The organism is Nostoc sp. 'Peltigera membranacea cyanobiont' 210A (assembly GCF_002246015.1).
In the GTDB taxonomy this organism is placed as follows: domain Bacteria; phylum Cyanobacteriota; class Cyanobacteriia; order Cyanobacteriales; family Nostocaceae; genus Nostoc.
In genome coordinates, this window is sequence record NZ_NOLJ01000002.1 from 862,876 (window position 1) to 887,346 (window position 24,471).

A 24,471-nucleotide genomic window follows, 5' to 3' on the forward strand; every position below is an offset into this window, starting at 1 on the left:
CAACAAAGCGCCATTTATCAGAAGAGCGGAGATATCTGCACTTAGGAGTTACGTTTAACAAGTATCCTGCCTGTAAAGAAACAAATGTATTGGTTGCAAACTTTCTTACTAAGATGATGAATATACTAGGATCTAAATGCATAAAGCCAGCACAACGTAAAACTGAGCTATGCGGTTAAGTAACAGACGCACTCTCGTACCACAAACAACTTAATAATAGCTAGATAATAGCTAGACTCAATACTATAACTTTAACCTGGGGTACTAATCCACTCTTTGAGAACCAGGATATCACGGCGTTAGCCCACTGAATAATTAATTCCCAAGTTTTAGAGTGAGAGGGAAGTGAAGAAGGGAATAGGCTACAGGTTACAGGGTACAGATTTATTCTCTACCACCTACCACCTCCCCCCTAATCCCAATGCCCCATTAATCAAATTGTTATGAAGGTAAAATGTCAAGTCCTTGATAATTGGCAGTAAACTGGATCTTTGCCCCGGGACAAACATCCATCATTGGATGTCACAAGACCTTTTGGCAAACTCCCATTACCTCTTAAGAGACATCAAGCCATAAACGCAAACAATTATTTTATTGCGTTTTGTGTCTACTCGGAGTATAAAATACCAGAAAACTAGAGACGAAGCATGAAAGTTACCCAGGAAAAACTTCCCGCCAGCCAAATTGGCCTGGAAATAGAGATTACGCCGGAAATTACCAAGCAAACTTACGAACAGGTCATTAAAAACTTAGCGAGTACTGCCAATATTCCTGGGTTTCGTAAAGGCAAGGTGCCTCGGCCGATATTACTACAACGGCTGGGTACAACTCGAATCAAGGCAGCGGCGCTGGAAGAACTAATTCAAGATGGCATTGAGCAAGCAGTCAAACAAGAAGCCATCCCAGCAATCGGTCAGCCGCAGTTGCGCTCTTCTTTCGAGGATTTGATTAATAATTATGAACCTGGAAAACCCCTGACAATTTCGGCTGCTGTCGATGTAGAACCAGAAGTGAATCTAGTGCAGTACACTGATTTGCAAGCCAAAGCCGAAGAAGTGAAGTACGATCCAGAGCGAGTGGAGAACACTCTGGATAAAGAACGTCAAGAATTGGCGACATTGATTCCTGTGGAAGGACGTGCAGCTCAAATTGGCGATATTGCCGTAGTTGATTTTAAAGGTTCATTCGCCAGAGTTGAGGGCGAGGACGAAACAGCTGAACTAGAACCGATTCCCGGAGCCGAAGCAACTGATTTTCAAGTTGAATTGCAGGAAGATAAGTTTATTCCAGGCTTTATTTCGGGAATAGTGGGGATGAATCCTGAAGAAACCAAAGAAATTGCAGCACAGTTCCCAGATCCTTATGCTAATGAAGAATTAGCTGGAAAAGCGGCAACTTTCACCGTGACGCTCAAAGAAATCAAAGAAAAGGAACTACCAGAAATAAATGACGATTTAGCCCAGGAAATCAGCGATTTTGAAACCTTGGAGGAGTTACGCGCTTCTTTGGTAGAGCGATATCAGAAAGAGGCGGACGACAAAACAAAAACCAATAAGCAGGAAGCTTTGTTAACGGAATTGCTCAAGCACGTAGAAGTTGACTTACCAGCAACTTTGATTGAGCAAGAAGTGGATGCGATGCTAACGCAAACAGCAATGCGGCTGTCTCAGCAGGGATTGGATGTGAGAAAGCTGTTTACTCAAGATATTATTCCGCAATTGCGGGAGCGATCGCGTACTGAAGCAATTGAACGCATCAAACGCTCCTTATCCTTGCGGGAAATTGGCAAACGCGAATCTATCGAGGTAACACCAGAAGAAATCGCAGCCAGAGTCACAGAACTTTTGGAGCAGTACCCAGAGGAGCAAGACGTTGATGAAGATAAACTGCGGTCAATCGTGGAAAACGAACTGTTAACCGAAAAAATCATCGATTGGCTCTTAGAACACTCATCAGTTGAACTTGTACCAGAAGGTTCCTTGAGTCCCGCAGAAGAAACTGAAGACGCAGAATCTGATGCTGATGGTGATACACCTCAGACTGAGGAAGAAAACAGCGAAACTTCTACAGAAGTCACAGAAGGATAATAAAAAATCCCACAACCATGAGTTCACCAGTTCTGAGTTAAAGTACTGGTGAAATGGGTAAGGTAAGGGAGATGAGGAAGTAGAGGGAAAAATAACCAATGTCCCATGCCCCATGCCCAATGCCCTATAACTCAGGGATGAAGTCAAAATAATTAAAGAATTAATGAATTTTCGGCAAATAGTGACACCTGTTATCACTTGAGCTTGATACTGTGTTACACGAGAGGAAATTATATGAGGCATAATGGTTAACACGTAGCTTATACAAATTCCATTCGTTGAAAAGGCAGTATCCGCTGCTGAAACATTTGTCCTAAATAATCGTCAAAGAAAGCTTGTATGCTTGAATCGCAGTCGGGAAATTCCCCAATCAGCAACTTAAGTCGAATAAACATTAACTCCCAGTTAAGCAGCCCTAGCAACATCGTACCGATGGTGATAGAGCAATCTGGCATGGGAGAAAGAGCTTTCGACATCTACTCCCGCCTGCTGCGAGAGCGGATTATCTTTTTAGGAACGCCAATAGATGATGCCGTAGCCAACTCAATTGTGGCTCAATTGTTATTCCTAGACGCCGAAGACTCAGAAAAAGACATCCAACTGTATGTTAATTCTCCTGGCGGCTCCGTCTACGCAGGGATGGCAATCTATGATACAATACAGCAAATTCGCCCTGATGTTGTTACCATCTGTTTTGGATTAGCCGCGAGCATGGGGGCATTTTTGTTGACAGCAGGAGCTGCCGGTAAGCGAATGTCTCTGCCCGACTCCCGGATTATGATTCACCAACCACTTGGTGGCGCTCAAGGTCAAGCCATTGACATTGAAATTCAAGCCAGAGAAATTCTTTACGTTAAGGCTAAGTTGAATCAGTTAATGGCTCACCATACTGGTCAACCCTTAGAAAGACTTGAAGCAGATACTGAGCGCGACTTTTTTATGTCGGCTGAAGAGGCAAAAAACTACGGTTTGATTGATCAGGTCATTTCCAGGCAAAATCTTCCCGTAGCAGGGGAAAACGTCACCATTCTGAAATAAGAGGCTGGTATGTCTAAGTACGACTCCCATTTAAAATGTTCATTTTGTGGCAAGTCTCAAGAGCAGGTGCGTAAATTAATCGCAGGGCCGGGAGTCTACATCTGCGATGAATGCGTTGACTTGTGTAATGAAATACTAGACGAGGAGTTACTCGATACTAATGGTGCGGCAGCACAACCAGCACCAAGAGCAGAGCCACCTGAAAAACGGCGTACTCATTCTGCTAGTATTTCGTTTAATCAAATACCCAAGCCAAGAGAGATTAAAAAGTATCTAGACGAACACGTCATTGGTCAAGACGAAGCGAAGAAAGTTCTGTCAGTCGCTGTTTACAATCACTACAAGCGGCTGGCAGTCATTCAGTCTAAGGCCAGTGGCAAACCTGGGTCAGATGATGCCATAGAACTGCAAAAGTCCAACATCTTGTTAATCGGCCCGACTGGTTGCGGCAAAACTCTCTTAGCGCAAACCCTAGCGAAAATACTGGATGTACCCTTTGCCGTAGCCGATGCGACGACGCTGACGGAAGCAGGGTATGTGGGAGAAGATGTGGAAAATATCTTGCTGCGACTGTTGCAGGTGGCAGATTTGGATATAGAAGAAGCGCAAAGGGGAATTATTTACATTGACGAAATTGACAAAATTGCTCGTAAGAGCGAGAACACGTCAATTACCCGTGATGTCTCTGGCGAAGGCGTGCAGCAAGCCTTGCTGAAAATGTTAGAGGGAACGATCGCTAATGTACCACCCCAAGGAGGGCGTAAGCATCCTTATCAAGACTGCATCCAGATTGATACAAGTAATATTTTGTTCGTCTGTGGTGGTGCCTTCGTGGGCTTAGACAAGATTGTAGATCAGAGAGTTGGCAAAAAAGCAATCGGCTTTGTGCAACCAGGAGAAGGCCAATCGAAAGAGAAACGAGCAGCAGACACTCTTCGCCATCTAGAACCGGATGATTTAGTAAAATTTGGCCTGATTCCAGAGTTTATTGGGCGGATGCCAATGGTAGCAGTAGTAGATCCGCTAGATGAAGAAGCGCTGATGGCGATTCTGACTCAACCACGCAGCGCCTTAGTGAAGCAGTACCAAAAGCTGCTGAAGATGGATAATGTCCAGCTAGATTTTAAAGCAGATGCTTTACGAGCGATCGCTCAAGAAGCTTACCGCCGTAAAACTGGTGCAAGAGCATTACGTGGTATTGTCGAAGAATTGATGTTGGATGTAATGTATGAGTTACCATCCCGTAAGGATGTGACACGCTGTACAGTTACAAGGGAGATGGTCGAGAAGCGATCGACTGCCGAACTGATAATACATCCGTCTTCACTACCGAAGCCAGAATCAGCTTAATAGTCATTAGTCATTGGTCAAAAAATAAGGAATAATAACCATATACCAGGGACCAATGACAACTGACAAAGGACAAATGACTAATGCCTTATATTAATGTTCGTGGCGTTGAGCATTACTACGAATGGGTGAAAAAACCATCCGGTTCTTTGATAAAACCAGTGATGGTTTTCATGCATGGTTGGGCTGGTTCGGCTAGATATTGGCAAAATACTGCTGATGCTTTATCAGAGCAATTTGATTGTTTACTCTACGATATGCGGGGATTTGGCCGTTCTGGTGGGAAGCCAACCATAGCCGAAGCAAGTGAAGCTGTTGCCGAATCTGAGTCTCCTCAAGAAGAATCACAGGCAATCACAGAGTTAACCTATGAATTAGAGGAATACGCTGATGATTTGGCAGCTTTGTTAGATGGGTTGCATCTTCAGCGTGTTTATATCAATGCTCATTCAATGGGCGCTTCTGTTGCCACTTTATTTTTTAACCGCTATCCCGAACGAGTAGAACGAGGAATTTTAACTTGTAGCGGCATTTTCGAGTACGACGAAAAATCTTTTAGTGCCTTTCATAAATTCGGTGGCTATGTAGTGAAATTCCGTCCCAAATGGTTAAGCAAAATCCCATTTGTTGACCGGATGTTTATGGCTAGATTTTTATATAGTTCCATACCACATTCTGAGCGGCAAGCTTTTTTGGAAGATTTTCTCGAAGCAGATTACGATGCGGCTTTAGGAACAATTTTTACTTCAGTCAGTAAGGCTCAATCTGAAGTGATGCCGCAAGAGTTTGCGAAGCTGACAGTACCGACTCTACTTATAGCAGGGGAGTATGACAAAATTATTCCAGCCGATATGGGGCGTCAAGCGGCTGCATTGAATGACAAAGTGGAATTTGTGATGATTCCTAACACAGCGCATTTCCCAATGTTGGAAGATGCCCCAACTTATATGCAACGGGTACAAGAGTTTTTGCAAATTAACACGCCAGGGCCACAGCTAAGTTAACTGATTTTTCGGATAGCCTGCATAAATTCAGCAACAGCGTCGTACTGGTCAGGATGCCCGATATATTGCAGCAACAAAGCTGGGTCTAAATTCGGAAAGAAACCACTACGGTTTACTTCTTCATATTCACCACTCGCATTTAAACGAAATATTTTTATCTGGTTAGATTTCCAGAACCAAACTTCAGGCACTTTCTTGGGTTTGTATAACTCTTTTCGGTTAATTGTGCCGCTAGTAACAATAACTTCAATAACAATGTCAGGAACTTCACCTTTTGTGTTGATGCTGTAAGACTCATCGGGTGTGCCAGAAGCATACCCAGGTTCTTCCAAGGTAAAACCACCACGACCGTAAAACCGGATTCCCAACTCTCGCATATAAGCTTCTAGCAAGTAGCCAAGAGTTCTTTTCACTTCCTCGTGTTTTTCACCAATGGGCGACATAATTTCTAATATTCCTGACAAATAAGAGAGTCGGACATTGCGGTTGCCCTTTAGCTGTACCTCAATACCTTTGAATTCCTCCCAAGAAACATCTGCGACGGTCACTAGTTTCTCTTGTATGGGATAGTTCAGAAGTGGGATGCTCATATCGCCTCTCAACAGTTTCAGATATACATCTACTTGATTGCTTCCAACAAACCAACGTAGGGTTGTATTTCCACAATCATAATCCTGAGTTATTTGCTAGGTGTGTCCGTCTATGCGATTCTTACCCTTTGGATTAACTCAAACCTAGTTCTCGTTTCAGCAAGTTAATCGAGTTAGCGCCGATATAATTTTCAACCTTAATCAGCTTTGGTGGACGAATAATATCTTCATCAGATGCTTGCACGGCTGCTTGCACTGCCGCAAAACTGGCTTGATCGCTTATGATTACCTCAGCCCGCTTAACCATTGCCTGAAGTTTATAGGCATCTTTTGGTTGCGAAGTCATCACCAATAGTTCATCACCCCGCAAACCGTGGAGAATGACTTCTGCGGCTCGTGCAATCCCAGAACTGAGGCTAACTATCCCAACACAGTTTTCTTTTGGTAGGGTTTTCAAGATGCTGAGTTCTTTGCTGTAGTCGTAGATATCAAGAGGAATTACTCGTGCAGCTTTTGGAGCTGCGATCGCTTCCACATTACTGATAAAATACCGACTGGTGACGACTGTCGCAGAGGTGGTTTTATCTAGCACAGCCGTTAATTCTTCCATTGCTACCAACTGCACTGGAATTTTTAGCGATCGCTCTAATTCATAGACCATCAACTCACCAGCACCCATATCATAGGATGGAACTGCAACCAGTACCCGCGCACTACAACGCAAGCGCCAGTCAATTTCCGCTAAAAATAGCTCTCTAGCTTGATTCAGCGAACATCCTTGGGTGAGCAACTCGTCAAGTGCTTGCTGGACAACTTGATATGCATCAGGATTTTGTTTGAGAATTGGTGATTGCAGTCTGCTACCGCCCTCATGACCTTGGGGACGAACATAAATACCCGAACCAGCCATACTTTCAACAAAGCCGTCTTCCTCTAGTTGACGGTAAACTTTACTTATGGTATTGCGGTGTAAACCCGTTTGCATTGCCAGCGCCCGTGTGCTTGGTAATTTGTAAGCAGGGGGATATTGTCGAGAAGCGATCGCAAATCGGATTTGATTAAACAGCTGGGTTGATGCGGGAATTTCGCTGTCTGGCTGAATACGGAATTGAATCATCACCAAACCTCCTAATACTAAGTGCTGAGTGTTGAGTTTTGAGTGCTGAGGTTTGAGTATTAAGTGTTGCTTGCCTACTCAGCACTTTTAACTCAGCACTCTTTTGGTATCCAGATGCATTTGCTACATACTGAATATTCTATTTACATATAAAGTTTTTCTGATACAAATTTCTAATGCTCTCACTATTGGTAATTGATAATTTAATTAAAAAAAAGCTAGGCATACTGGCATAGTTATATCAAATAAACACACGGCTAATCACACAGCACTGGTAAAAATTATTATGACAGAGCAAGCAACAATTACCACAACGGTTAATCTTTTGCAAGATAATATTCAAGTGTCTGCTTATCTAGCAGAGCCAAAAGAATCTGGTTCTTACCCAGGAGTTGTAGTATTACAAGAGATTTTTGGTGTCAACGTTCACATTCGGGAAGTTACAGAACGGATTGCCCAACTTGGGTATGTAGCGATTGCGCCTGCACTTTTTCAACGGATTGCTCCTGGTTTTGAAACTGGATACACACCCGAAGATATTGAAACTGGCAGAAGCTACGCCATGCAAACTCAAGCCTCAGAGTTATTGAGCGATATTCAACTAGCAATTGACTACCTCAAAAATCTGCCCCAAGTGAAAAAAGATGGTTTTGGCTGTATTGGCTTCTGCTTTGGCGGTCATGTCGCATATCTTGCAGCCACCTTGCCTGATATTAAAGCTACCGCTTCCTTCTACGGTGCTGGAATTACCACCCGCACACCGGGAGGTGGCGCTCCTACTGTCACTCGCACCAGAGAAATATCAGGTACTCTCTATGCCTTCTTTGGTACAGAAGATGCTAGCATTCCAGCCGAACAAGTAGATGAGATTGAAGCAGAGTTAGAAAAATATAAAATTCTTCATCGTGTGTTTCGCTACGATGGAGCTGATCACGGATTTTTCTGTAACCACCGTGCCAGTTATAATCCTAAAGCTGCGGCCGATGCTTGGGAGCAAGTAAAACAACTCTTTGGTCAACTAAACTGAAGCATACGCAGCCAAGTTAGTCATTGGTCATTGGTCATTGGTGAATAACAAAGGACAAATGACAAATGACAAATGACAATCTAAACTTCAGTTGCACCATATCAAATAACAACTAATCTTCAAAAGTCATGAATTCCGAATCGAAACTTTCTCAAACAGCCAATTCGCCCTTTACAATGGACGATTTTGCCAAAGCACTAGAAAAACACGACTACCAATTTCAAAAGGGACAGCTTGTAAATGGCAAAGTTTTCCAACTTGACCATGATGGAGCCTATGTTGATATTGGTGGCAAGTCGTCAGCTTTTCTGCCGCGCGATGAGGCTTCTTTGAGAGCAGTTACCGATTTATCGGAAGTGCTGCCATTGCAAGAGGAAATGCAGTTTTTGATTATCCGAGATCAGGATGCAGAAGGTCAAGTGACCCTTTCTCGAAAGCAGTTGGAAATTCAGCACATCTGGGAACGACTGACCGAGATGCAGGAAAATGCTCAGACTGTACAAGTACGAGTTATGGGTGTGAATAAAGGTGGTGTCACCGTCGATATTCTTTCTTTGCGGGGATTTATCCCGCGATCGCACTTGGCAGAGCGTGATAATTTAGAAGCACTCAAAGGTCAAAATCTGACTGTGGGCTTTTTGGAAATTAATCGCAACACTAACAAACTCATCCTTTCTCAGCGTTTAGCAACTCGTTCTAGCAACTTCAGCTTATTAGAACTAGGTCAACTGGTGGAAGGTAAAGTTACTGGCATCAAACCTTTTGGTGTATTTGTCGATTTAAGTGGGATGAGCGCCTTACTTCATATCAAGCAGGTAAGCCAGAAATTCATTGATTCTCTAGAAAAAGTATTTCAAGTTGGCCAGCCAATTAAAGCTGTAATTATTGACTTGGATGAGGGTAAAGGGCGGGTTGCTCTTTCTACCAGAGTTTTGGAAAACTTCCCTGGCGAAGTGCTAGAAAATTTTGATGAGGTCATGGCTTCAGCTGAGGCGCGTGCTAATAGAGCTAATAACAAAGCGTCTGAATAGTTTTGAGGTGGCTGCTTGCACAAAGTATAAATAGTGCGTAGGCGTAGCTCGCACTTCTCTACGAGACGCTGCGCGAACGGCTACGCTCAGTGACCGTCGTAGACATCGCACCTGGGGTATGTAGGATTAATCGGTGAATACTGCCCAAAAATTGATCAAAAATCCAAATTGTAGGTTATTTTATTACTCCCCCTGCATCTATAAAGATGTGGGGGATTGAAATTGGGAAAAGTTTTAAATATCTCACGTTTTTTAGTACTTTGTCAAGCTAGTATCGAGGGTTTTTAGTAAGCACTTTAGTGATTAGAAAATAAAGACTAAAGCTATTACTAAAAAATTTATTACCTACCAAGATAAACTTGACATTCTAATAGCCTCTAGCTAGTAATATAATTTTAGTCAGCTTCAGATAACTTTCACTTTGAACCACAGAAATTATTCTGAGGAAGACGTGTAGGCAATGCCAAAATTATGCAAGAGGTCTACCGCAGAAATCTTTTGTGTTACGATTTATATACTTACCTACTTGTGAATTTAATTATTCCAGTTGAAAAACGCTACGATTTCCCGCAAAACTTTACCCAGTGAAATTATCTAACTGAAAAATTATTTATGAATGTTAGTACAGATCGGACACTTTTTCACCAGAAAATATATGCGAAAGAATTACGTTCTCTGATGCCACCTGAAGCATTTATTCTCGATCCTAGTAAGTTAATTATCTTGTTCATTAATCTGGCAATTTTAATACTAGGTTGGATGATAGCATCTCGGTTAGATTTTTGGTCGCCATACCTTTTATGGCTTTATGTACCTTTAAGCATAGTTATGGGCAATAGCGTCGTTGCCTTACTATTTAGCACCCACGATTTGATGCATGGTAGCGTAATTAAAAATCCCCGGTTAATCTATATAATTAGCTTTATAGGACTAACAATGTTGTGGATGCCACCAACATTATGGAAAGCAGTTCATAATCGAGTACATCATAATCACACTAATGATTTAGGCGACCCAGATCGTAATTACTTATATGAACAATCTTCAACCTGGGGGAAATGGATTCAGGATTTATTTGTGCCTTCTACTGAAGTCAATCCTATATGGTTCATAGTGGGATTGACTTCAGCTTGGGGAGTACATACTTTTCGCAATGTGACATCTGTGCTATTTTTCAATCATGAATCCGTCGATTATGTTCCTGCTGCATTTACAGTCAGTCCGAAAGATCGTCGAGCGATCGCAGGGGAATTATTGATGATGATAATGATTCATCTGAGTATCCTCATCTATCTCCAATTTGACCCTATAAAGCTCATACTTGGTTACTTTTTACCGATTGCAATTGGTTATGCTGGAGTAATTTTTTATATTTATACAAATCATTTGCTTTGCCCGATGACCAACGTTAATGATCCACTAATTAATAGTATGTCTCTCCGGGTTTACAAAATATTTGACTTGTTGCATTTAAATTTTTCTCACCACACTGAACATCATATTTTTCCTGGAATGAACTCGGACTATTATGTGATGGTTAGGTATTTGTTAGAAACTCAATATTCTGAAAAGTTTAATTTATTGGATGCTGGAGAAGCTTGGTATTTGCTGCTGAAAACTCCCCGGCATTATAAAGATGAAAATACTCTTACAGATTGGTCAGGAGAAAAGTCTGTTCCTTGTCCTACAAGCGACAGTTAAAAAGGTTTATTGCAAATGAATTGCAAATGAATACGCTGCTAAATACCAAGGATTTTGCAATAAATATCGACCACAGTCCAAGCCAGGGAATAAGCCGAAAAAGTCACGATGGACAATAACTAGCACCGCAAGGCGGAATTAAAAATGAATATAGCATAAGCATTTCATTGATTTGGAATGGGTGGTTTCTTTCCGCCGTGTTGTACTAGTTAATTTATCGAAAAAATATATAAAGTCTAATTTAATAAGCAAAATGGCATTTGACTTAGTCAAACCCCAGTTTGCTTACTCAAAAGCTGTGTTTGCTTTATCATTTCAGTGTTTTCAGCAAGCAAAATGACGTTTGACTTATTCAAACCCCAGTTTGCTTTCTCATTTCAGTGTTTTCCGCAAGTAAAATGACGTTTGACTTACTCAAACCCCGGTTTGCTTTCTCATTTTGGTGTTTTCCGCAAGTAAAATAACGTTTGACTTATTCAAACCCCAGTTTGCTTTCTCATTTTGGTGTTTTCCGCAAGTAATCAAGCATATTAAGAAAGCAATATGCTTGATTGCTGACTCATACCAGTAATTCTCACAGTTATGACAACTATTTCTTTAAGATTACTTTTCTCTATCTTTATCTAATGCTTCTTGGATTGCACGACGCCAAAACTCTTACGATCTTTCTTTAATTGCTTCTTTATTCATTGTTTTGCCTCCTCTGCATCCCCGATATCCCCCTTTTTCGTGTTGCACCCTCCTTTTACTTTATCTCCGACATCTAGAAAAATATGTGGGATCATTTTCAGAGTATTAAAATAAATAAGGTGTGACTTATTGGCGTGAGACTATCTTGAGCATGGTAAAAAAGTATAAAAATATGCTCATATCTCTTTTTAAGTATTGCTCAATCGATTTTGAGCATATATCGAGAATTTTGACAATTATAAACGCTGTAACTATTCAATTTAGGTATTTATATGTTTCTGGTAACTGGAGCAACGGGAGGAATTGGTCGCAGAGTTGTGCGACTCCTACGACAACGAGAACAGTCTGTGCGGGCATTTGTCCGCCTTACCTCGCGCTATAGCGAGTTAGAACACAGGGGTGCAGAAATCTTCATCGGTGACTTGCTAGAGGAAAAATATATCCAGAAAGCTAGTCAGGGTGTGCGGTATATTATCAGCGCCCACGGTTCTGATAGCGATGCCCTATCTTTAGATTACCGCGCCAATATTGAACTCATCGACCAGGCAAAAGCCAATGGCGTAGAGCATTTTGTCTTCATTTCTGTACTGGGAGCCGATCGCGGTTATGAAGATGCTCCCGTTTTCAAAGCCAAACGAGCAGTAGAGCGATATTTGGCAGCTAGTGGCTTAAATTACACTATTTTACGCCCATCTGGATTAGCATCTAACTTGCTGCCACTGGTAGAAAGATTTCGGGAAACGGGATTGTATCTGCTTGTTGGCGATCGCAAAAACCGTACCTCAATTGTCAGCACTGATGATTTGGCAAAGATAGTTGTGGATTCTGTGACAGTTGAAGGCGCTCGCAACCAGATTTTACCCGTCGGAGGGCCAGAGATTTTATTACGAGAAGATATTCCCCGGATTTTTGGTCGGATTTTCGCCAAAGAACCAGTAATAATTAACTCGCCCCTATTTGTCATTGATGGGTTACAGGGTGCATTGGGTTTATTTAATCCCAAAATCCAAAAAGCTTTGGGAACTTATCGCACATTGCTAGCAAATGAATTTTTCTGCACAAAAGATGAAATTGCCAATTTAGAGGCGATTTTTAACTTCCAATTAGAGACATTAGACAGTTTTTTGCGGCGCTATTTAGCAGTTTGAATTAAACATTAGTCATTAGTCATTAGTCATTTGTCATTAGTGAATAACAAAGGACAAATGACTAATCACAAAGGACAAAGGATAAAGGACACAAATGAAATCTTCTCTAGCTGCAAATGCTGCTCAAGCACGTCAGACAAAAGAGCGATTCGCCCAACCGGAGGAACAACTTACTTATGAATTAGGGAAGGCAGTACAGGAATTGCCGCCCCTGTACACTAGATTATTAGCGGGAACGATGACCGCCATCGTATTTGGGGCGATCGCTTGGGCGTACTTCTCGCAAATCGATGAAGTAGCAACAGCACCAGGGGAATTAATTGCCTCCGCACAGGTAAGACCGGTGACATCCTTGGGTGGAGGGTCAATTGTCGCTGTTAAAGTACAAGAAGGCGATCGCGTTACTAAAGGTCAAATTCTGATTCAAAAAGATCCAGACTTGCAAATAACCGATGTTTCCCGCCTAGCCAAATCTACTAGATTGATTCAAGACGATTTACAACGTTTGGATGCAGAACGTGTTGGAGGCAAAACTACTGGGACGAAAGTGCAAGATGAACTTTTAAGCTCCCGCCTGCAAGACTTCCAAGCTCGTCAAGCAGCGGCGGAAGCAGAAGCAAATCGCCAAATAGCACTCATAGATCAAGCCAAAGTCCGCTTGAGCAGGTTGCAAGATAACTTAGTTAATGCTAAAAGCAGCTTTGCAAATTCTCAAACCAACCTTGTCAATGCAGATAGCATCCGAATTAAAATTGAAAGTAATTTAGCCCTGGCTCAAGAAAGGGAAAAAAGCCTACGTACTCTAATTACTTCTGGGGCTGTGCCTCGTGTCGATTACCTGGATGCCCAAGAAAGATTAACTCGTGCAAAGACAGAAATCACCAGAGCGCAAGATGAAGTCATCAACGCCCAGAATAGAATTACAGAGGCTCAAGATAAAGTCACATCATTAGAAAAAGATATTGCTGCTCAAGTCCAAGAAATTCGCCAAGCAGAACAAGCTTACAACGCTGCACGCAGTCAGGCCCAGCGTGTAGCATCAGAACGCCAAAGCGAAATTTTGACGCAGTTTAATAAGCGTAAAGAAGAACTAACAACTGTTCAAGGTCAATTAGAGCAGGCGAGGAAGCAACAAGCTTTAGAAACAATTGAGGCTCCCGTAGCCGGTACAATTTATAAAGTCAAAGCCACCAAGGGGCCAGTACAATCGGGTGAAGAATTGCTGTCAATTTTGCCGGAAGGGGAAGAAATGCTTCTAGAGGTAAAAGTTCTCAACCGCGATATTGGGTTTATTCGTCAAGGAATGAAGGCAAAAGTGAAAATGGCGACTTTTCCCTTCCAAGAATTTGGCATTGTGGATGGCGAAGTTATGCAAGTCAGTCCAAATGCAATTGCTGATAAAGAATTGGGTTTAGTTTTTCCGACGAGAATTAAGCTAAATAGACACGCAGTGAATGTTCGAGGTCAAGAAGTAGAATTTACACCAGGGATGGCTGCTACAGGTGAAATTGTCACTCGTAAAAAGTCAATTTTGACATTCATCACTGAGCCTGTGACACGGCGATTCAATGAGGCATTTTCCGTTAGGTAGGACAGTCTGTTAGATTAGCGACAAGTAAGGGTTTAGCATTGTTCATACGTGTCAACTTAATGCTAAATCCGCTTGGTGACAACGTTTTGCCCTCACCCCCGCCCCTCTCCCTTGGGGAGAAGGGAGCTAGACATTCAATTCCCCTTCTCCCTTGGGAGAAGGGGTTAGGGGATGAGGGCGTGAGGGATTTGCAAAATGCCTGTCCGATATAGTTTTCGGCTTAAGTTGACACCAATGAGCATTGTTAAACCCCTACATTTATTTACGACAGACGAGCAGTATTGAACTTAACTGCAAATCGCTATAATTTTCAAGCTATACCCAAAAATTTTCTATACTGAATCTATTTGTTTTTGCATTCCCTCTAGTAGTTTGACATAATCTAGATTATTTTCATCCTGATTGCTATTCACATTGATACTGCCCAGAATCTTCTCATAATTTTGAAATTGCAACCATAATTCTGGATTTGTTGATATGTTATTACCTTCGGCTGATATCAGATATTTTGTGGTTTCTGTAGCCTGACCAATCACAGGGTTAAAATCAGAATTATTCCAACTAGCGATCGTCTCTGGTGTTAGATATCTTGCGCTTTCTGTAATTCCCTGACCGATTAGAGAGCCAAAATTGGAATTATTAAAACTATTGATATTTTCTGGTGTTAAATATCTTGTAGATTCTGTAATTCCCTGACCGATTAGAGAACCAAAATTGGAACTATTAAAACTATTGATATTTTCTGGTGTTAGATATCTTGTGGATTCTGTAATTCCCTGACCGATTAGAGAACTAAAATTGGAACTATTAAAACTAGAGTTTGCAGTTTGTGTGTTATTTCCTGCGGTTTCTGCAATCACCCGACTCGCTAGAGAACTGACATTAGAAATGTTAAAACTAGAGCTTGTAATTTGTGTGTTATTCCCTGCGGTTTCTGTAATTCCCTGACCGATTAGAGAACTAAAATTGGAACTATTTAAACTAGAGTTTGTAGTTTGTGTACTATTTCCTGCGGTTTCTGTGACAATCTGACGTACTTGGGCATCAGTCAGGTTAGAGTTAGCACTAAGCATCAGGGCAACGATACCAGCAACGTGGGGAGCAGCCATAGATGTGCCGCTATAAGTTGCATACTGATTATTCGGAACTGATGAATAAACCTTGACTCCTGGAGCTGTGACGTAAGCGATTGGATTCGTTCCAGAGCGGTTAGAGAAGTCGGCCAAATTATTATTCTTATCTACTGCCCCAACGGCAATTCCCGACTTGGATGCATAGCGGGCGGGATAGTCTGGTGATGAGTCACCATCATTACCTGCTGCCATGACGACAATTACTCCTTTACTGCTGGCATAGTTAATGGCTGACTCTAGAGTGCGATTAGAAGATGCGCCTCCTAAACTGAGGTTAATTACATTAGCTCCATTATCTACAGCGTAGCGAATACCTTTAGATATGGAACTATAGGAACCAGAGCCAGAGCTATCTAAAGCTTTGACAGCCATAATCTTGGCATCGTAGGCAATACCAGTGACACCGTAGTTATTATTTTCTCCTGCGATCGTGCCGGAAACATGAGTACCATGACCGTTGTCATCTAGGGTGTTGTTGTTTTGATCGGCAAAGTTCCAGCCGTAATTATCATCAACATAGCCATTGCCATCATCATCTATACCGTTACCCGCAATTTCCTTGGTATTCATCCAAATATTATTTGTTAAATCTTCGTGGTTATAGTCAACTCCAGTATCCACAACAGCGACAACAACGCCTTTACCTGTATATCCCTGTGTCCAAACTTCCGGTGCTTTAACCATGTCTGCTCCCCAATTATTGCCACCAAGATCGGGAACATCAGCAAAGGTATTTTTACCAATAGCTCTAGCCACTGCTGCTGCTCCATTAATCAAGCCATAGCCATTAGTGGAGTTATAATTTTGAGTGCTAAAAGTATTAGTAGTAGCGTTATTGCTATTTTCAGATTCATCGTTATTTAGCAACTGCACATCAGCATCATCTGAGTTATAGCTACTACGTCTGCTGAAGTTGAGGCTGTAGTTATCTTTTGTATTAAAGCTATCTAATGAGGAGATTGAAGTGGCATTTAGCTGTTTCTTTGACAATATATTGTTATTAACATCATCAATGTGCATAAATTTTTTCTCAAAGATAGCAACCGTTTTTTGACAGCTTGAAGCTTTGAAACCTTTACAATCAAAAGATTTCAATCTGTGAATAGAACTTCATTCTCAATAATTACTATGGAATTTAATAAGAAAATGCTAATTTTATTACCAAAAAAAAATATGATAATTACGGTTTTTATTAAAAGTAACTTGATCGAGTAAATATTAAATATTTAAGGTGTATGAATGGAGACCAGTACAAAAATTGCAACATGGCGTTATCGATTCCTTTTGTTACTCTTAGAACTGCTGCGATCGCTAGCTATAAAAATATTTACATTACTCAGACTGGAGCAAGGGTAATTATTGAAATCAGCAAAATTAAAATGGCGAACGGAGTTATGCTCCATTCGCCAAAGGCTATGCTTAAGCCGCTTTGCAAAGGTTTATCTTTTATGTAGCCACAAGCTTTAAGTTAGTTAAATCTATTAAATGTTGGCTTGCTGCCGTTGATATAGTGACCAATACAAACCCTTTTGTTGCAACAATTGTGAGTGAGTACCACGTTCAGCAATCACACCTTGCTCCAATACCAAAATCAAGTCGGCACGTTTGAGGGGAGCAAAGCGGTGAGCAATCAGAAACACAGTACGGTTAGCGGAAATTTTTTGCAGGTTTTGCAGTACTTGTTGTTCAGTTTCACTATCCAAGGCACTAGTAGCTTCATCCAAAACTAAAATCGGCGCTTGGGAAAGAAATAACCTTGCCAGAGCAATACGTTGTCTCTGTCCACCAGATAAAGCTGTACCGCGTTCGCCAACATTGGTTTCGTAACCGTATGGTAATTGACTAATGAAGTCGTGTGCCACGGCTAATCTTGCCGCCTCTACAACTTGCTCTGCGGTAATGTCAGGACTACCGAGAGTGATATTTTCCAAAATAGAACCGTTAAATAAAAAGTCTTCTTGGAGAACTACACTAACTTGTTGCCGCAGTGAGGCTAAATCGGCACTTTTTATATCAAAACCATCAATCAGGATGCGTCCTGATTCAATTTGATAGAGGCGTTGTAATAGCTTAGATAGGGTACTTTTCCCAGAACCACTACGTCCGACAATACCAACAAACTGCCCTGGTTCAGCACTGAAAGAGATTCCCCGCAGAATTGCTTCAAAGTTGGGACGGTAGCGGAAAAATACTTGCTCGAAGGTGACTTGTCCTTTCAGGGGTGGCAAAACTAAGCCAGTTCCCAGTTCAGCTTCTGGGGAGACGTTGAGAATATCACCAATGCGATCTACAGAAAGTAGCACTTGTTGAAGGTTTTGCCACAACTGTACTAAGCGCAAAAGCGGGCCTGTGACTCTACCAGACAGCATTTGAAATGCAACAAGCTGTCCAATTGTGAGCTTTTGTTCAATTACTAACTTGGCACCAAACCAGAGAATCAGCATGGTGGACAAATTGGTGAGAAAATCACCAATGTTGCTGCTGATATTGGAGGTGGTAGAAGCTTTAAAGCCTGTGCGAATGAAGCGGGCAAATAAGCCTTCCCAGCGATCGCGGGCTACTGGTTCGGCTGCGTGGGCTTTAACGGAGTGAATTCCGGTGATTGTCTCTACTAGAAACGATTGACTATCGGCACTCCGGTTAAAGGTTTCGTTGAGCCAGTTACGCAGAATTGGTGTTGCAACTATCGTTAATGTGGCAAATAGTGGCAGTACTGCTAAAGCCACAAAGGTGAGTGGGACGTTATAGTAAAACATCAATGCCAGGTACACCACAGCAAAGATGCTATCCAGAATCACAGTTAATGCTGTACCTGTGAGAAACTGACGAATTTGTTCGAGTTCCTGGACTCTTGCTACTGTGTCTCCGACGCGCCGCGACTCAAAATAAGCCAAAGGCAGACGCATCAGATGGCGAAATAGCTGTGCTGATAAACTCAAATCCAGACGGCGAGCTGTATGGGTAAAGATGAATAGGCGCAGAATACCCAGTATGGACTCAAATATGGCTACGCATAAAAGTGCCAGCGCCATTACATCGAGAGTTGGCAAACTCCCCTGCACCATCACTTTATCAATGACGACTTGGGTAATTAGCGGTGTTGTTAACCCCAAAAGCTGCAAGGTAAAAGATGCTAACAATACTTCTGTGAGCAATCCTTTATACTTCCAAACTGCCGGGGTAAACCAACTGAGGTTAAATTTTTCTTGTTGGGATATGAGTTCTACTTGCCACAATTGTCCATCCCAAGACACCTCAACTATTGACTGCGGCAAGCTTTCACAAGTCCGTTCGGGATTTAGAGGATTAGCGATAATTAAGCGATCGCCTTTAACTCCATAAGCCACCACCCAGGATGGACTCTGGGGTGAGTCAGAATTCCACAGCAATAAAGCTGGAAATGACAACTGTCGCAACTCACTCCAACTCACTTGTAACCGCCGCAACACTAACCCTAACTTTTCTGCTGCTTCCACAACCTGTTTTGGGCGTTGTCCTCTGAGTTGACGCTGCACCCATTCCAGTTGCACAGAATTTTCTAGTTGTTGCGCCACCATTGTTAAACACGCAGCCGCGGTGTTCCAACTGGCAACAAACGGATAATTTGCAATGATTAGATTGGCGGCTGGGAGTCCTTTTTGGGGTTGGAGGCTGTGGGGGCTGGAAGTCCCGTCTGAGGCTGATGTTACTGAAGGAGTGCTAGAGAAGGAAAATGTCTCCCTTTCTCCCTCCATCTCTACTGGTAACACTTGCCAAAATTCCTGAATTTGTGGGTGAGAAAATTCTGCCCACAGCGCAGTGTGCCAACAAACTACTACCACTTCTTTACTAGCAGCTACAGCTTTAAAATCCGCAGATAGCTTTTGGAAATCGCCAAACCAATCCCCTGCATCTAAGGCGGCTATTGGTTTGCCAACGCCCTCTTCTCGCAAGCGGACTTTCCCAGCCACAATTAAAAATTGATAGCCACCGACATCGTTTGACCAGATTTTTTCTCCAAGACGATACTGGCGGGTTTGGCACTCATTTTCCAATCGGGATTGTTGTTCGGGAGTCAGCCAGCATAGCGGTGGCTGATTCCAAGGCAAAGAAGCTAGCACTTTTAATCGTAAAGATTCATTATCCAGAATTTTTAACTCACTTGTAACTTGACTGTCAGTTTTTGAATTTTCTCTGCTAGCCATTTTTCAAACAACTCATTTTGTAGTGCTTGCTGTAGTTGAGTATCTTCTAAAGACGCTGGTAGAAATTGTTCTACTCGAAACAAACCATAAGGCCCTTCTCCTTGGGGAGAGTCTTTGCCAACGATTTCTATTGGGCCTATCAATTGTCCAGGACTGGCCACATCAATAGCTGCCCGTAATATATCCGGCATACTACCTCGGCTGACGATTCCCATCATGCCATTCACAATTCGGTCATCTGAAAGGGAATACTCTTTAGCTAGTTGCTCAAAACTACCTCCTTCTTCAATTTGGGTTTGGAGTTCGTCTGCCAATTCTCGGTTATCAACAACAATTCGGGAAAGTACTACCCGATCCAAGAAAATCTTGCGCTCAATAAAATATTCTGAGAGTTTTGTTTGTGTCACTACAGCTTTCAGCTTTTCTAACTTGTAACCAAAAGCAACCGATGTGTGAAAAGTAGCGTAATCTGTGTTATTTGTCTTTAACCATTCTTGAAAACTTTGGGGGTCAGTGAGTTGATTTTTCAGCCTAAAGTCAATAATTGACTGTTCAGTTATTGCGGTACCAATTTCAATATCATCTCGTGTTCGGATTTCTTCCTCAATTACGTACTGCCGGAGAATATCTCCAATGAACTGTCCCAATTTTCCAGAGGCTTGCAGGTACTTTACTGCTTGCTCTATAGAAATTATTTGGTCATTAATTGTCAAAAATGATAAAGATTCCATGAACTAATTATGTGAAAATGGTTAAACACTTATAGGACTTTTAAATTAAATCATATAGAAATCATCTGGTCATTGATGGATAAATATGATAAAGATTCAATGAACAAATTACATCTAAATGGTCAAAAAATTATATAGCTAGTAAATAAAATAATTTGCCACGATCACTTTTACAGTCTAGTGGGGACAAAATCAGGATTGAAAATATTAGTGGTGGCGCAGTAGTAAGGCAAATAGTTATTTTTTACCAATGCCTTTCAAGAGTGCTGAGTGCTGTACATGGATAGCGGGGCGTTGAGCCAGTGCTAAGTGGGGAATCTGGAACTGGTAACGGTCTAAATGCCCCACTTAAACGAGTAATTGTAATTGTTTATTCTCGTCAGCCTAGTTAATGAAAGTTATCCATGTCCAAGCAAGTAGCACAGATGCGATCGCACCGATTAATGTATTCAAAATATTTACGACTTCATTGGTCAGCCAAGTATACTTAGATTGCAGTGTTGCGCCAATCACACTTTCTAGGTTGGTGGCAATAAATGCTGCCAGCACACACCAAGCGACTCCCAATAGATCGATTAAACCAACTCCCCAACCCACAAATGCGATCGCTACAGAAGCCACAATCCCAGCTAAAGTTCCCTCCAAGCTTACCGCTCCTTCTGTGCCGCGAGGTACTGGTTGGAGTGTAGTAATCAAAAAGGTGCTTTTACCATAAGCTTTACCGACTTCGCTGGCAGTGGTGTCAGCCAGCTTTGTACTGAAACTCGCTACATAGGCTAGTAATAGTAGGGACTGGAGACTTGTACTGAGCGAAGCCGAAGTATTGGGGATTAGCGACTGGGGATTAGGTACGAGGAATCCCGAATTTATTATTCCTACTCCCAAGGCACACAGTGCCCCAGTTAAAGCCGAACCCCAAACATTTTCTGGGCCTCTTGCCCCAGAACGCTTTTCGGCAATTCCTTCTGCCTCCTTCTGCGCCATCCCGATGCGGGTAACGCCAGAACCAACCAAAAAATAGAACATTACTACTGCATATCCTTGCCAGCCTAGAGTTACCCAAATTAAGATGGCCAAAAACCAGGCGTGGAATAATCCAGCAGGGGTAAGTAGCTTTTTGGGAACAATCCAAGCTAAACCCAATAAAATTGTGTTTAATACTACTGCTACTAACCAGGGATTTACAGAATCTATTGAGGATGACATCAGCAATTAATCATGAGTAATTTTGTCTGAATATCAACAGAATAACGAATTTGTGATGCTTAGTGCTTTATTTTTGAAACCTCTCTAAGTAAAGTAATATGTTTGTATTATTAACTAAATTGCGTAGGCATCACTCTGAAAACTGAGTGTCAAACCATCAATGATGTCTTAGAGGATGTTTGAAAAGTCTGTAGTAGTGTATCAAATATTTGTTTACCCCACCCTAACCCTCCCCGTATGTATTGGGGAGGGAACTAGATTTCTTTTTTTCCCCCAATATATCGGGGGGATTAAGGGGGGTAATTCAACTTGTGTGTACACCGTAGCTCCAATGCAACGGGGGGATTAAGGGGGGGTAAAAATGCGATCAAAATCACAGCCAAACACTTTTAAAACAACCTCTTAGATATACGCTGCAATGATTAAACAAAATGCAAAACTTCTTTTGAGTTAGGTTGACTCTTCTCCGTAGCCGCAGAGTACAGTGGCTGAGTAATACTCAGTCCCCAATATTAGTAATAAGGGTAAAGAATATAAGTTAATATCAATAAAAACTGTGTTCAAATTAACCACAATCAAAACTTAATAGCATAAATTACTAGCCCTTTTGACATAAGCTATGAGCCAAACTTTATTCCATCTAGCTTTTCCTGTAACTGACATTGCCCAAACAAAAGCATATTATGTAGATGGTTTGGGCTGCATTCCTGGTCGTGAAAACCACCATGCCCTGATACTCAATCTCTACGGTCATCAATTAGTGGCTCATGTCACAAAAGAACTTTTGACACCGCAACAAACTATCTATCCCAGACATTTTGGGCTAATTTTTACCCAAGAACGTGACTGGCAAGACTTACTACAAAGGGCACAACAACAACAGCTACTTTTTCGTGAAGAAACCAAAAATCGCTTTGTCGGTTCTCCTCTTGAGCATCGCACTTTCTTTTTAGAAGATCCCTTTTATAATCTCATGGAGTTCAAGTATTATCGTCACCCAGAGGCGATTTTTGGGAGTTACGAACATACGCAAATTGGCGATAGGACTTAAAAAATTCGTAATTCGTAATTCGTAATTAAAAGATGAATAAATCAAGCGCGGCAATAATTATAGCTGCTACTGGCTGTATTTTTTATTCAGCAAGGGTAGCTTAATAGGCTTTGCTAAAGCTGCTGTGACTGCCGCTAAACTCCTGGAGTCTGTCAGCATCCAAGGGTGTAGAGAAACTGGTACTATTACTTGGCTCCCTACGGGCATTTGTGAACTATTTGCTGGGACAATCATTAAATCATAAGGTGTCCAGATAGACGTAAAATCTAGCTGCCCCAACATTACAGCATCAGAATTTAAATCTTTGAGAAAAATGCTGTCGGGGCGCATTTGTAGGCAACCAGGACGCTGGGAACCATAAGCAACCACAGTTCCATAATGGGGCGAAGAGATGGTAATAAATCGCTGCACGCGGTTAATTCCTCCTAATCGCTGAACATAGTAACGGCTGACAATTCCTCCCATACTGAAGCCTACTAAATCTAGGCATTGTTCTGGTGCAAAGGTGGCTGTAACATAATCGGCTACTTGTTTTGCCAATTCATTAAGACCCACATCACCATTATTAGGAACCAGATTCAGAGAATGTACAGACCAACCCTGTAATACTAAGTGAACCGCCATTTTCTGGAAAACTGCCCTCGTATCGTCAATGCCGTGTATTAACAAAACGGGATTGCGTTGTTGATTTTCAATGTTCATTTACAAAATCTAACTGAATTAAAGGGTGTATTTCACTTTTGTAGACACATACTGCTCTACAAACTGAAGCTATTGCTTTTCGGATTCAATATTGTTGCAAACAAAACTGAAATGCTTCCAAAGAGAATTTGTATAAAGTTTTACAAATTAATCCGTTCGTCTGCCAATAGGCTATGACACTCCTCTGACTGGGTGAGAGTAAACTGCTTGTTTAACTTCAATTGGGTATTTACTAAACAAAGAAATGTTAATTATTGTAAAGCTTGCTTTCAGAATCTTGCTCTTAGCTACAGTAAAATTTAATAATTAGTTCTCGGTGTATGCAGGTTGCAAATGCTTGCAATAGAACATTTTGCCCTGTGGTTTTACTACAATGTTAATTAAGCACAAGCCTATAAGGGTTGTCACCAGAGCAAGGTGACACCAAGTAGATAATGTAACATTTTGTCGTAATTTTTAACAATTACGTTCGAGTTACAAATATAAAAGGTAAAAGGCAGGAGTAATTGTAATGGATTTTATCAAAAAGTTAATTTCAGGTATTCAGGGTTTTCTTGGCGGTATTTTGGGTTTCATTACCGGACTGTTACCAGGGAAGAAAAAAAGCAACGGCTACTTCTTAGAATTGGACGAAGCCAAAGATGCTGCCAAAGATGCTGCTAAAGAGGTAGCATCGAATGCGAAGAAAGTAGCAGAGACAGTTACATCGACAGTTGCATCGAATGCTAAGAAAGTAGCAGAGACGATTACATCAGAAGCACCAACTTCATCCAAGCCAGATTCATTGAATGGAACAAAAACCGCCGCAGCTAAGTCTAAAGCTAAGGAAAAACCAGCTAAGGAAAAATCAGCTAAAAATCCCAAACCAGCCGACGTTCAACTAGTGCAGACTGCTGAAGGTCTTAAAATTGAACCAGGCAAAAAAGCAAAAGCGGCGGCAGCCAAAGTACTCAAAGAAGAGCCAACTGAAACAACCTTTGCACCAAAATATCTTGCTCCTTCCACTACTAGCTCTAATGGTCGTCGTCGTCCAGGCGCGAATATGAGTGCTTATCTAGATATGGCACGTCAGATTAAAACACCTAAATAA

At 41.7% G+C, this 24,471-nt stretch carries 19 protein-coding genes; 12 read left to right on the top strand and 7 right to left on the bottom strand.

Annotated features, from left to right (window positions below; all coding sequences use genetic code 11):
• The first annotated feature begins 647 nt into the window (after window positions 1-647).
• The 4 genes from tig to CDG76_RS08695 all read left to right on the top strand — a co-directional run bounded on the left by tig (window position 648) and on the right by CDG76_RS08695 (window position 5,479).
• Window positions 648-2,087, top strand: a complete 1,440-nt coding sequence (tig, locus tag CDG76_RS08680) for a trigger factor (RefSeq protein WP_094348622.1) — start codon at window positions 648-650, stop codon at window positions 2,085-2,087.
• A gap of 339 nt (window positions 2,088-2,426) precedes the next feature.
• Window positions 2,427-3,125 carry an ATP-dependent Clp endopeptidase proteolytic subunit ClpP gene (clpP, locus tag CDG76_RS08685; protein WP_069071412.1) on the top strand — a complete coding sequence of 233 codons (699 nt, stop codon included), beginning with the start codon at window positions 2,427-2,429 and terminating at the stop codon, window positions 3,123-3,125.
• Window positions 3,126-3,134: 9 nt separating this feature from the next.
• On the top strand, window positions 3,135-4,475 hold the full coding sequence (clpX, locus tag CDG76_RS08690; protein WP_094348623.1) for an ATP-dependent protease ATP-binding subunit ClpX: 1,341 nt from the start codon (window positions 3,135-3,137) through the stop codon (window positions 4,473-4,475).
• An 83-nt stretch (window positions 4,476-4,558) separates the two neighbouring features.
• Complete coding sequence (locus CDG76_RS08695; protein WP_094348624.1) at window positions 4,559-5,479, top strand: alpha/beta fold hydrolase; 921 nt, start codon at window positions 4,559-4,561, stop codon at window positions 5,477-5,479.
• Here CDG76_RS08695 and CDG76_RS08700 read toward each other — a convergent pair.
• Entirely contained in the window at window positions 5,476-6,069 is a 594-nt protein-coding gene (locus CDG76_RS08700; protein WP_094348625.1) for a Uma2 family endonuclease, read from the bottom strand. The two genes, CDG76_RS08695 and CDG76_RS08700, sit on opposite strands and share 4 nt — an antisense overlap.
• 133 nt (window positions 6,070-6,202) lie before the next feature.
• Window positions 6,203-7,186, bottom strand: a complete 984-nt coding sequence (locus CDG76_RS08705; protein ID WP_094348626.1) for a GntR family transcriptional regulator — start codon at window positions 7,184-7,186, stop codon at window positions 6,203-6,205.
• A gap of 286 nt (window positions 7,187-7,472) precedes the next feature.
• Here CDG76_RS08705 and CDG76_RS08710 point away from each other — a divergent pair, with 286 nt between their 5' ends.
• The 5 genes from CDG76_RS08710 (at window position 7,473) to CDG76_RS08730 (ending at window position 14,374) form a co-directional block, all read left to right on the top strand.
• Window positions 7,473-8,213 carry a dienelactone hydrolase family protein gene (locus CDG76_RS08710; RefSeq protein ID WP_094348627.1) on the top strand — a complete coding sequence of 247 codons (741 nt, stop codon included), beginning with the start codon at window positions 7,473-7,475 and terminating at the stop codon, window positions 8,211-8,213.
• A 128-nt stretch (window positions 8,214-8,341) separates the two neighbouring features.
• Window positions 8,342-9,244, top strand: a complete 903-nt coding sequence (locus tag CDG76_RS08715; RefSeq protein ID WP_094348628.1) for a S1 RNA-binding domain-containing protein — start codon at window positions 8,342-8,344, stop codon at window positions 9,242-9,244.
• A gap of 612 nt (window positions 9,245-9,856) precedes the next feature.
• Window positions 9,857-10,945 (top strand): fatty acid desaturase family protein, encoded by a 1,089-nt coding sequence (locus CDG76_RS08720; protein ID WP_094348629.1) that lies wholly within the window; start codon window positions 9,857-9,859, stop codon window positions 10,943-10,945.
• A gap of 962 nt (window positions 10,946-11,907) precedes the next feature.
• The gene (locus tag CDG76_RS08725) at window positions 11,908-12,783 is read left to right on the top strand and encodes an SDR family oxidoreductase (RefSeq protein ID WP_094348630.1); all 876 of its coding nucleotides are present in this window, start codon (window positions 11,908-11,910) and stop codon (window positions 12,781-12,783) included.
• Window positions 12,784-12,877: 94 nt separating this feature from the next.
• A complete protein-coding gene (locus CDG76_RS08730; protein WP_094348631.1) occupies window positions 12,878-14,374 on the top strand; it encodes an HlyD family efflux transporter periplasmic adaptor subunit in 1,497 nt (498 codons plus the stop codon).
• A 332-nt stretch (window positions 14,375-14,706) separates the two neighbouring features.
• On the opposite strand, the gene CDG76_RS08735 is transcribed toward CDG76_RS08730, so the two are convergent.
• A complete protein-coding gene (locus tag CDG76_RS08735) occupies window positions 14,707-16,527 on the bottom strand; it encodes a S8 family peptidase (protein ID WP_094348632.1) in 1,821 nt (606 codons plus the stop codon).
• Window positions 16,528-16,772: 245 nt separating this feature from the next.
• On the opposite strand from CDG76_RS08735, the gene CDG76_RS08740 reads away from it, so the two are divergent.
• Complete coding sequence (locus tag CDG76_RS08740) at window positions 16,773-16,961, top strand: hypothetical protein (protein ID WP_143854047.1); 189 nt, start codon at window positions 16,773-16,775, stop codon at window positions 16,959-16,961.
• 27 nt (window positions 16,962-16,988) lie between these two features.
• Here CDG76_RS08740 and CDG76_RS08745 read toward each other — a convergent pair whose 3' ends face one another.
• From CDG76_RS08745 to CDG76_RS08755, 3 genes are all read right to left on the bottom strand, one after another.
• Window positions 16,989-19,691 (bottom strand): type I secretion system permease/ATPase, encoded by a 2,703-nt coding sequence (locus CDG76_RS08745; RefSeq protein WP_094348634.1) that lies wholly within the window; start codon window positions 19,689-19,691, stop codon window positions 16,989-16,991.
• Complete coding sequence (locus CDG76_RS08750) at window positions 19,640-20,422, bottom strand: peptidylprolyl isomerase (RefSeq protein WP_094348635.1); 783 nt, start codon at window positions 20,420-20,422, stop codon at window positions 19,640-19,642. The genes CDG76_RS08745 and CDG76_RS08750 overlap by 52 nt, the downstream gene beginning before the upstream one ends.
• Window positions 20,423-20,806: 384 nt before the next feature.
• The gene (locus CDG76_RS08755) at window positions 20,807-21,628 is read right to left on the bottom strand and encodes a DUF92 domain-containing protein (RefSeq protein ID WP_094348636.1); all 822 of its coding nucleotides are present in this window, start codon (window positions 21,626-21,628) and stop codon (window positions 20,807-20,809) included.
• Between the two features lie 619 nt (window positions 21,629-22,247).
• Between CDG76_RS08755 and CDG76_RS08760 the strand changes: the two genes are divergently transcribed.
• Window positions 22,248-22,679, top strand: coding sequence for a VOC family protein (locus tag CDG76_RS08760; RefSeq protein ID WP_094348637.1), 432 nt, complete (start codon window positions 22,248-22,250; stop codon window positions 22,677-22,679).
• Between the two features lie 66 nt (window positions 22,680-22,745).
• Here CDG76_RS08760 and CDG76_RS08765 read toward each other — a convergent pair whose 3' ends face one another.
• A complete protein-coding gene (locus tag CDG76_RS08765; protein WP_094348638.1) occupies window positions 22,746-23,381 on the bottom strand; it encodes an esterase/lipase family protein in 636 nt (211 codons plus the stop codon).
• Window positions 23,382-23,892: 511 nt separating this feature from the next.
• Between CDG76_RS08765 and CDG76_RS08770 the strand changes: the two genes are divergently transcribed.
• Window positions 23,893-24,471: a hypothetical protein gene (locus CDG76_RS08770; protein ID WP_094348639.1), complete on the top strand. Its 579-nt coding sequence runs from the start codon at window positions 23,893-23,895 to the stop codon at window positions 24,469-24,471.

Coding starts and splice junctions, on each gene's coding strand:
- tig (WP_094348622.1), top strand. CDS start 648: ATGAAAGTTACCCAGGAAAAACTTCCCGCCAGCCAAATTGGCCTGGAA.
- clpP (WP_069071412.1), top strand. CDS start 2,427: ATGCTTGAATCGCAGTCGGGAAATTCCCCAATCAGCAACTTAAGTCGA.
- clpX (WP_094348623.1), top strand. CDS start 3,135: ATGTCTAAGTACGACTCCCATTTAAAATGTTCATTTTGTGGCAAGTCT.
- CDG76_RS08695 (WP_094348624.1), top strand. CDS start 4,559: ATGCCTTATATTAATGTTCGTGGCGTTGAGCATTACTACGAATGGGTG.
- CDG76_RS08700 (WP_094348625.1), bottom strand. CDS start 6,069: ATGAGCATCCCACTTCTGAACTATCCCATACAAGAGAAACTAGTGACC.
- CDG76_RS08705 (WP_094348626.1), bottom strand. CDS start 7,186: ATGATTCAATTCCGTATTCAGCCAGACAGCGAAATTCCCGCATCAACC.
- CDG76_RS08710 (WP_094348627.1), top strand. CDS start 7,473: ATGACAGAGCAAGCAACAATTACCACAACGGTTAATCTTTTGCAAGAT.
- CDG76_RS08715 (WP_094348628.1), top strand. CDS start 8,342: ATGAATTCCGAATCGAAACTTTCTCAAACAGCCAATTCGCCCTTTACA.
- CDG76_RS08720 (WP_094348629.1), top strand. CDS start 9,857: ATGAATGTTAGTACAGATCGGACACTTTTTCACCAGAAAATATATGCG.
- CDG76_RS08725 (WP_094348630.1), top strand. CDS start 11,908: ATGTTTCTGGTAACTGGAGCAACGGGAGGAATTGGTCGCAGAGTTGTG.
- CDG76_RS08730 (WP_094348631.1), top strand. CDS start 12,878: ATGAAATCTTCTCTAGCTGCAAATGCTGCTCAAGCACGTCAGACAAAA.
- CDG76_RS08735 (WP_094348632.1), bottom strand. CDS start 16,527: ATGCACATTGATGATGTTAATAACAATATATTGTCAAAGAAACAGCTA.
- CDG76_RS08740 (WP_143854047.1), top strand. CDS start 16,773: ATGGCGTTATCGATTCCTTTTGTTACTCTTAGAACTGCTGCGATCGCT.
- CDG76_RS08745 (WP_094348634.1), bottom strand. CDS start 19,691: ATGGCTAGCAGAGAAAATTCAAAAACTGACAGTCAAGTTACAAGTGAG.
- CDG76_RS08750 (WP_094348635.1), bottom strand. CDS start 20,422: ATGGAATCTTTATCATTTTTGACAATTAATGACCAAATAATTTCTATA.
- CDG76_RS08755 (WP_094348636.1), bottom strand. CDS start 21,628: ATGTCATCCTCAATAGATTCTGTAAATCCCTGGTTAGTAGCAGTAGTA.
- CDG76_RS08760 (WP_094348637.1), top strand. CDS start 22,248: ATGAGCCAAACTTTATTCCATCTAGCTTTTCCTGTAACTGACATTGCC.
- CDG76_RS08765 (WP_094348638.1), bottom strand. CDS start 23,381: ATGAACATTGAAAATCAACAACGCAATCCCGTTTTGTTAATACACGGC.
- CDG76_RS08770 (WP_094348639.1), top strand. CDS start 23,893: ATGGATTTTATCAAAAAGTTAATTTCAGGTATTCAGGGTTTTCTTGGC.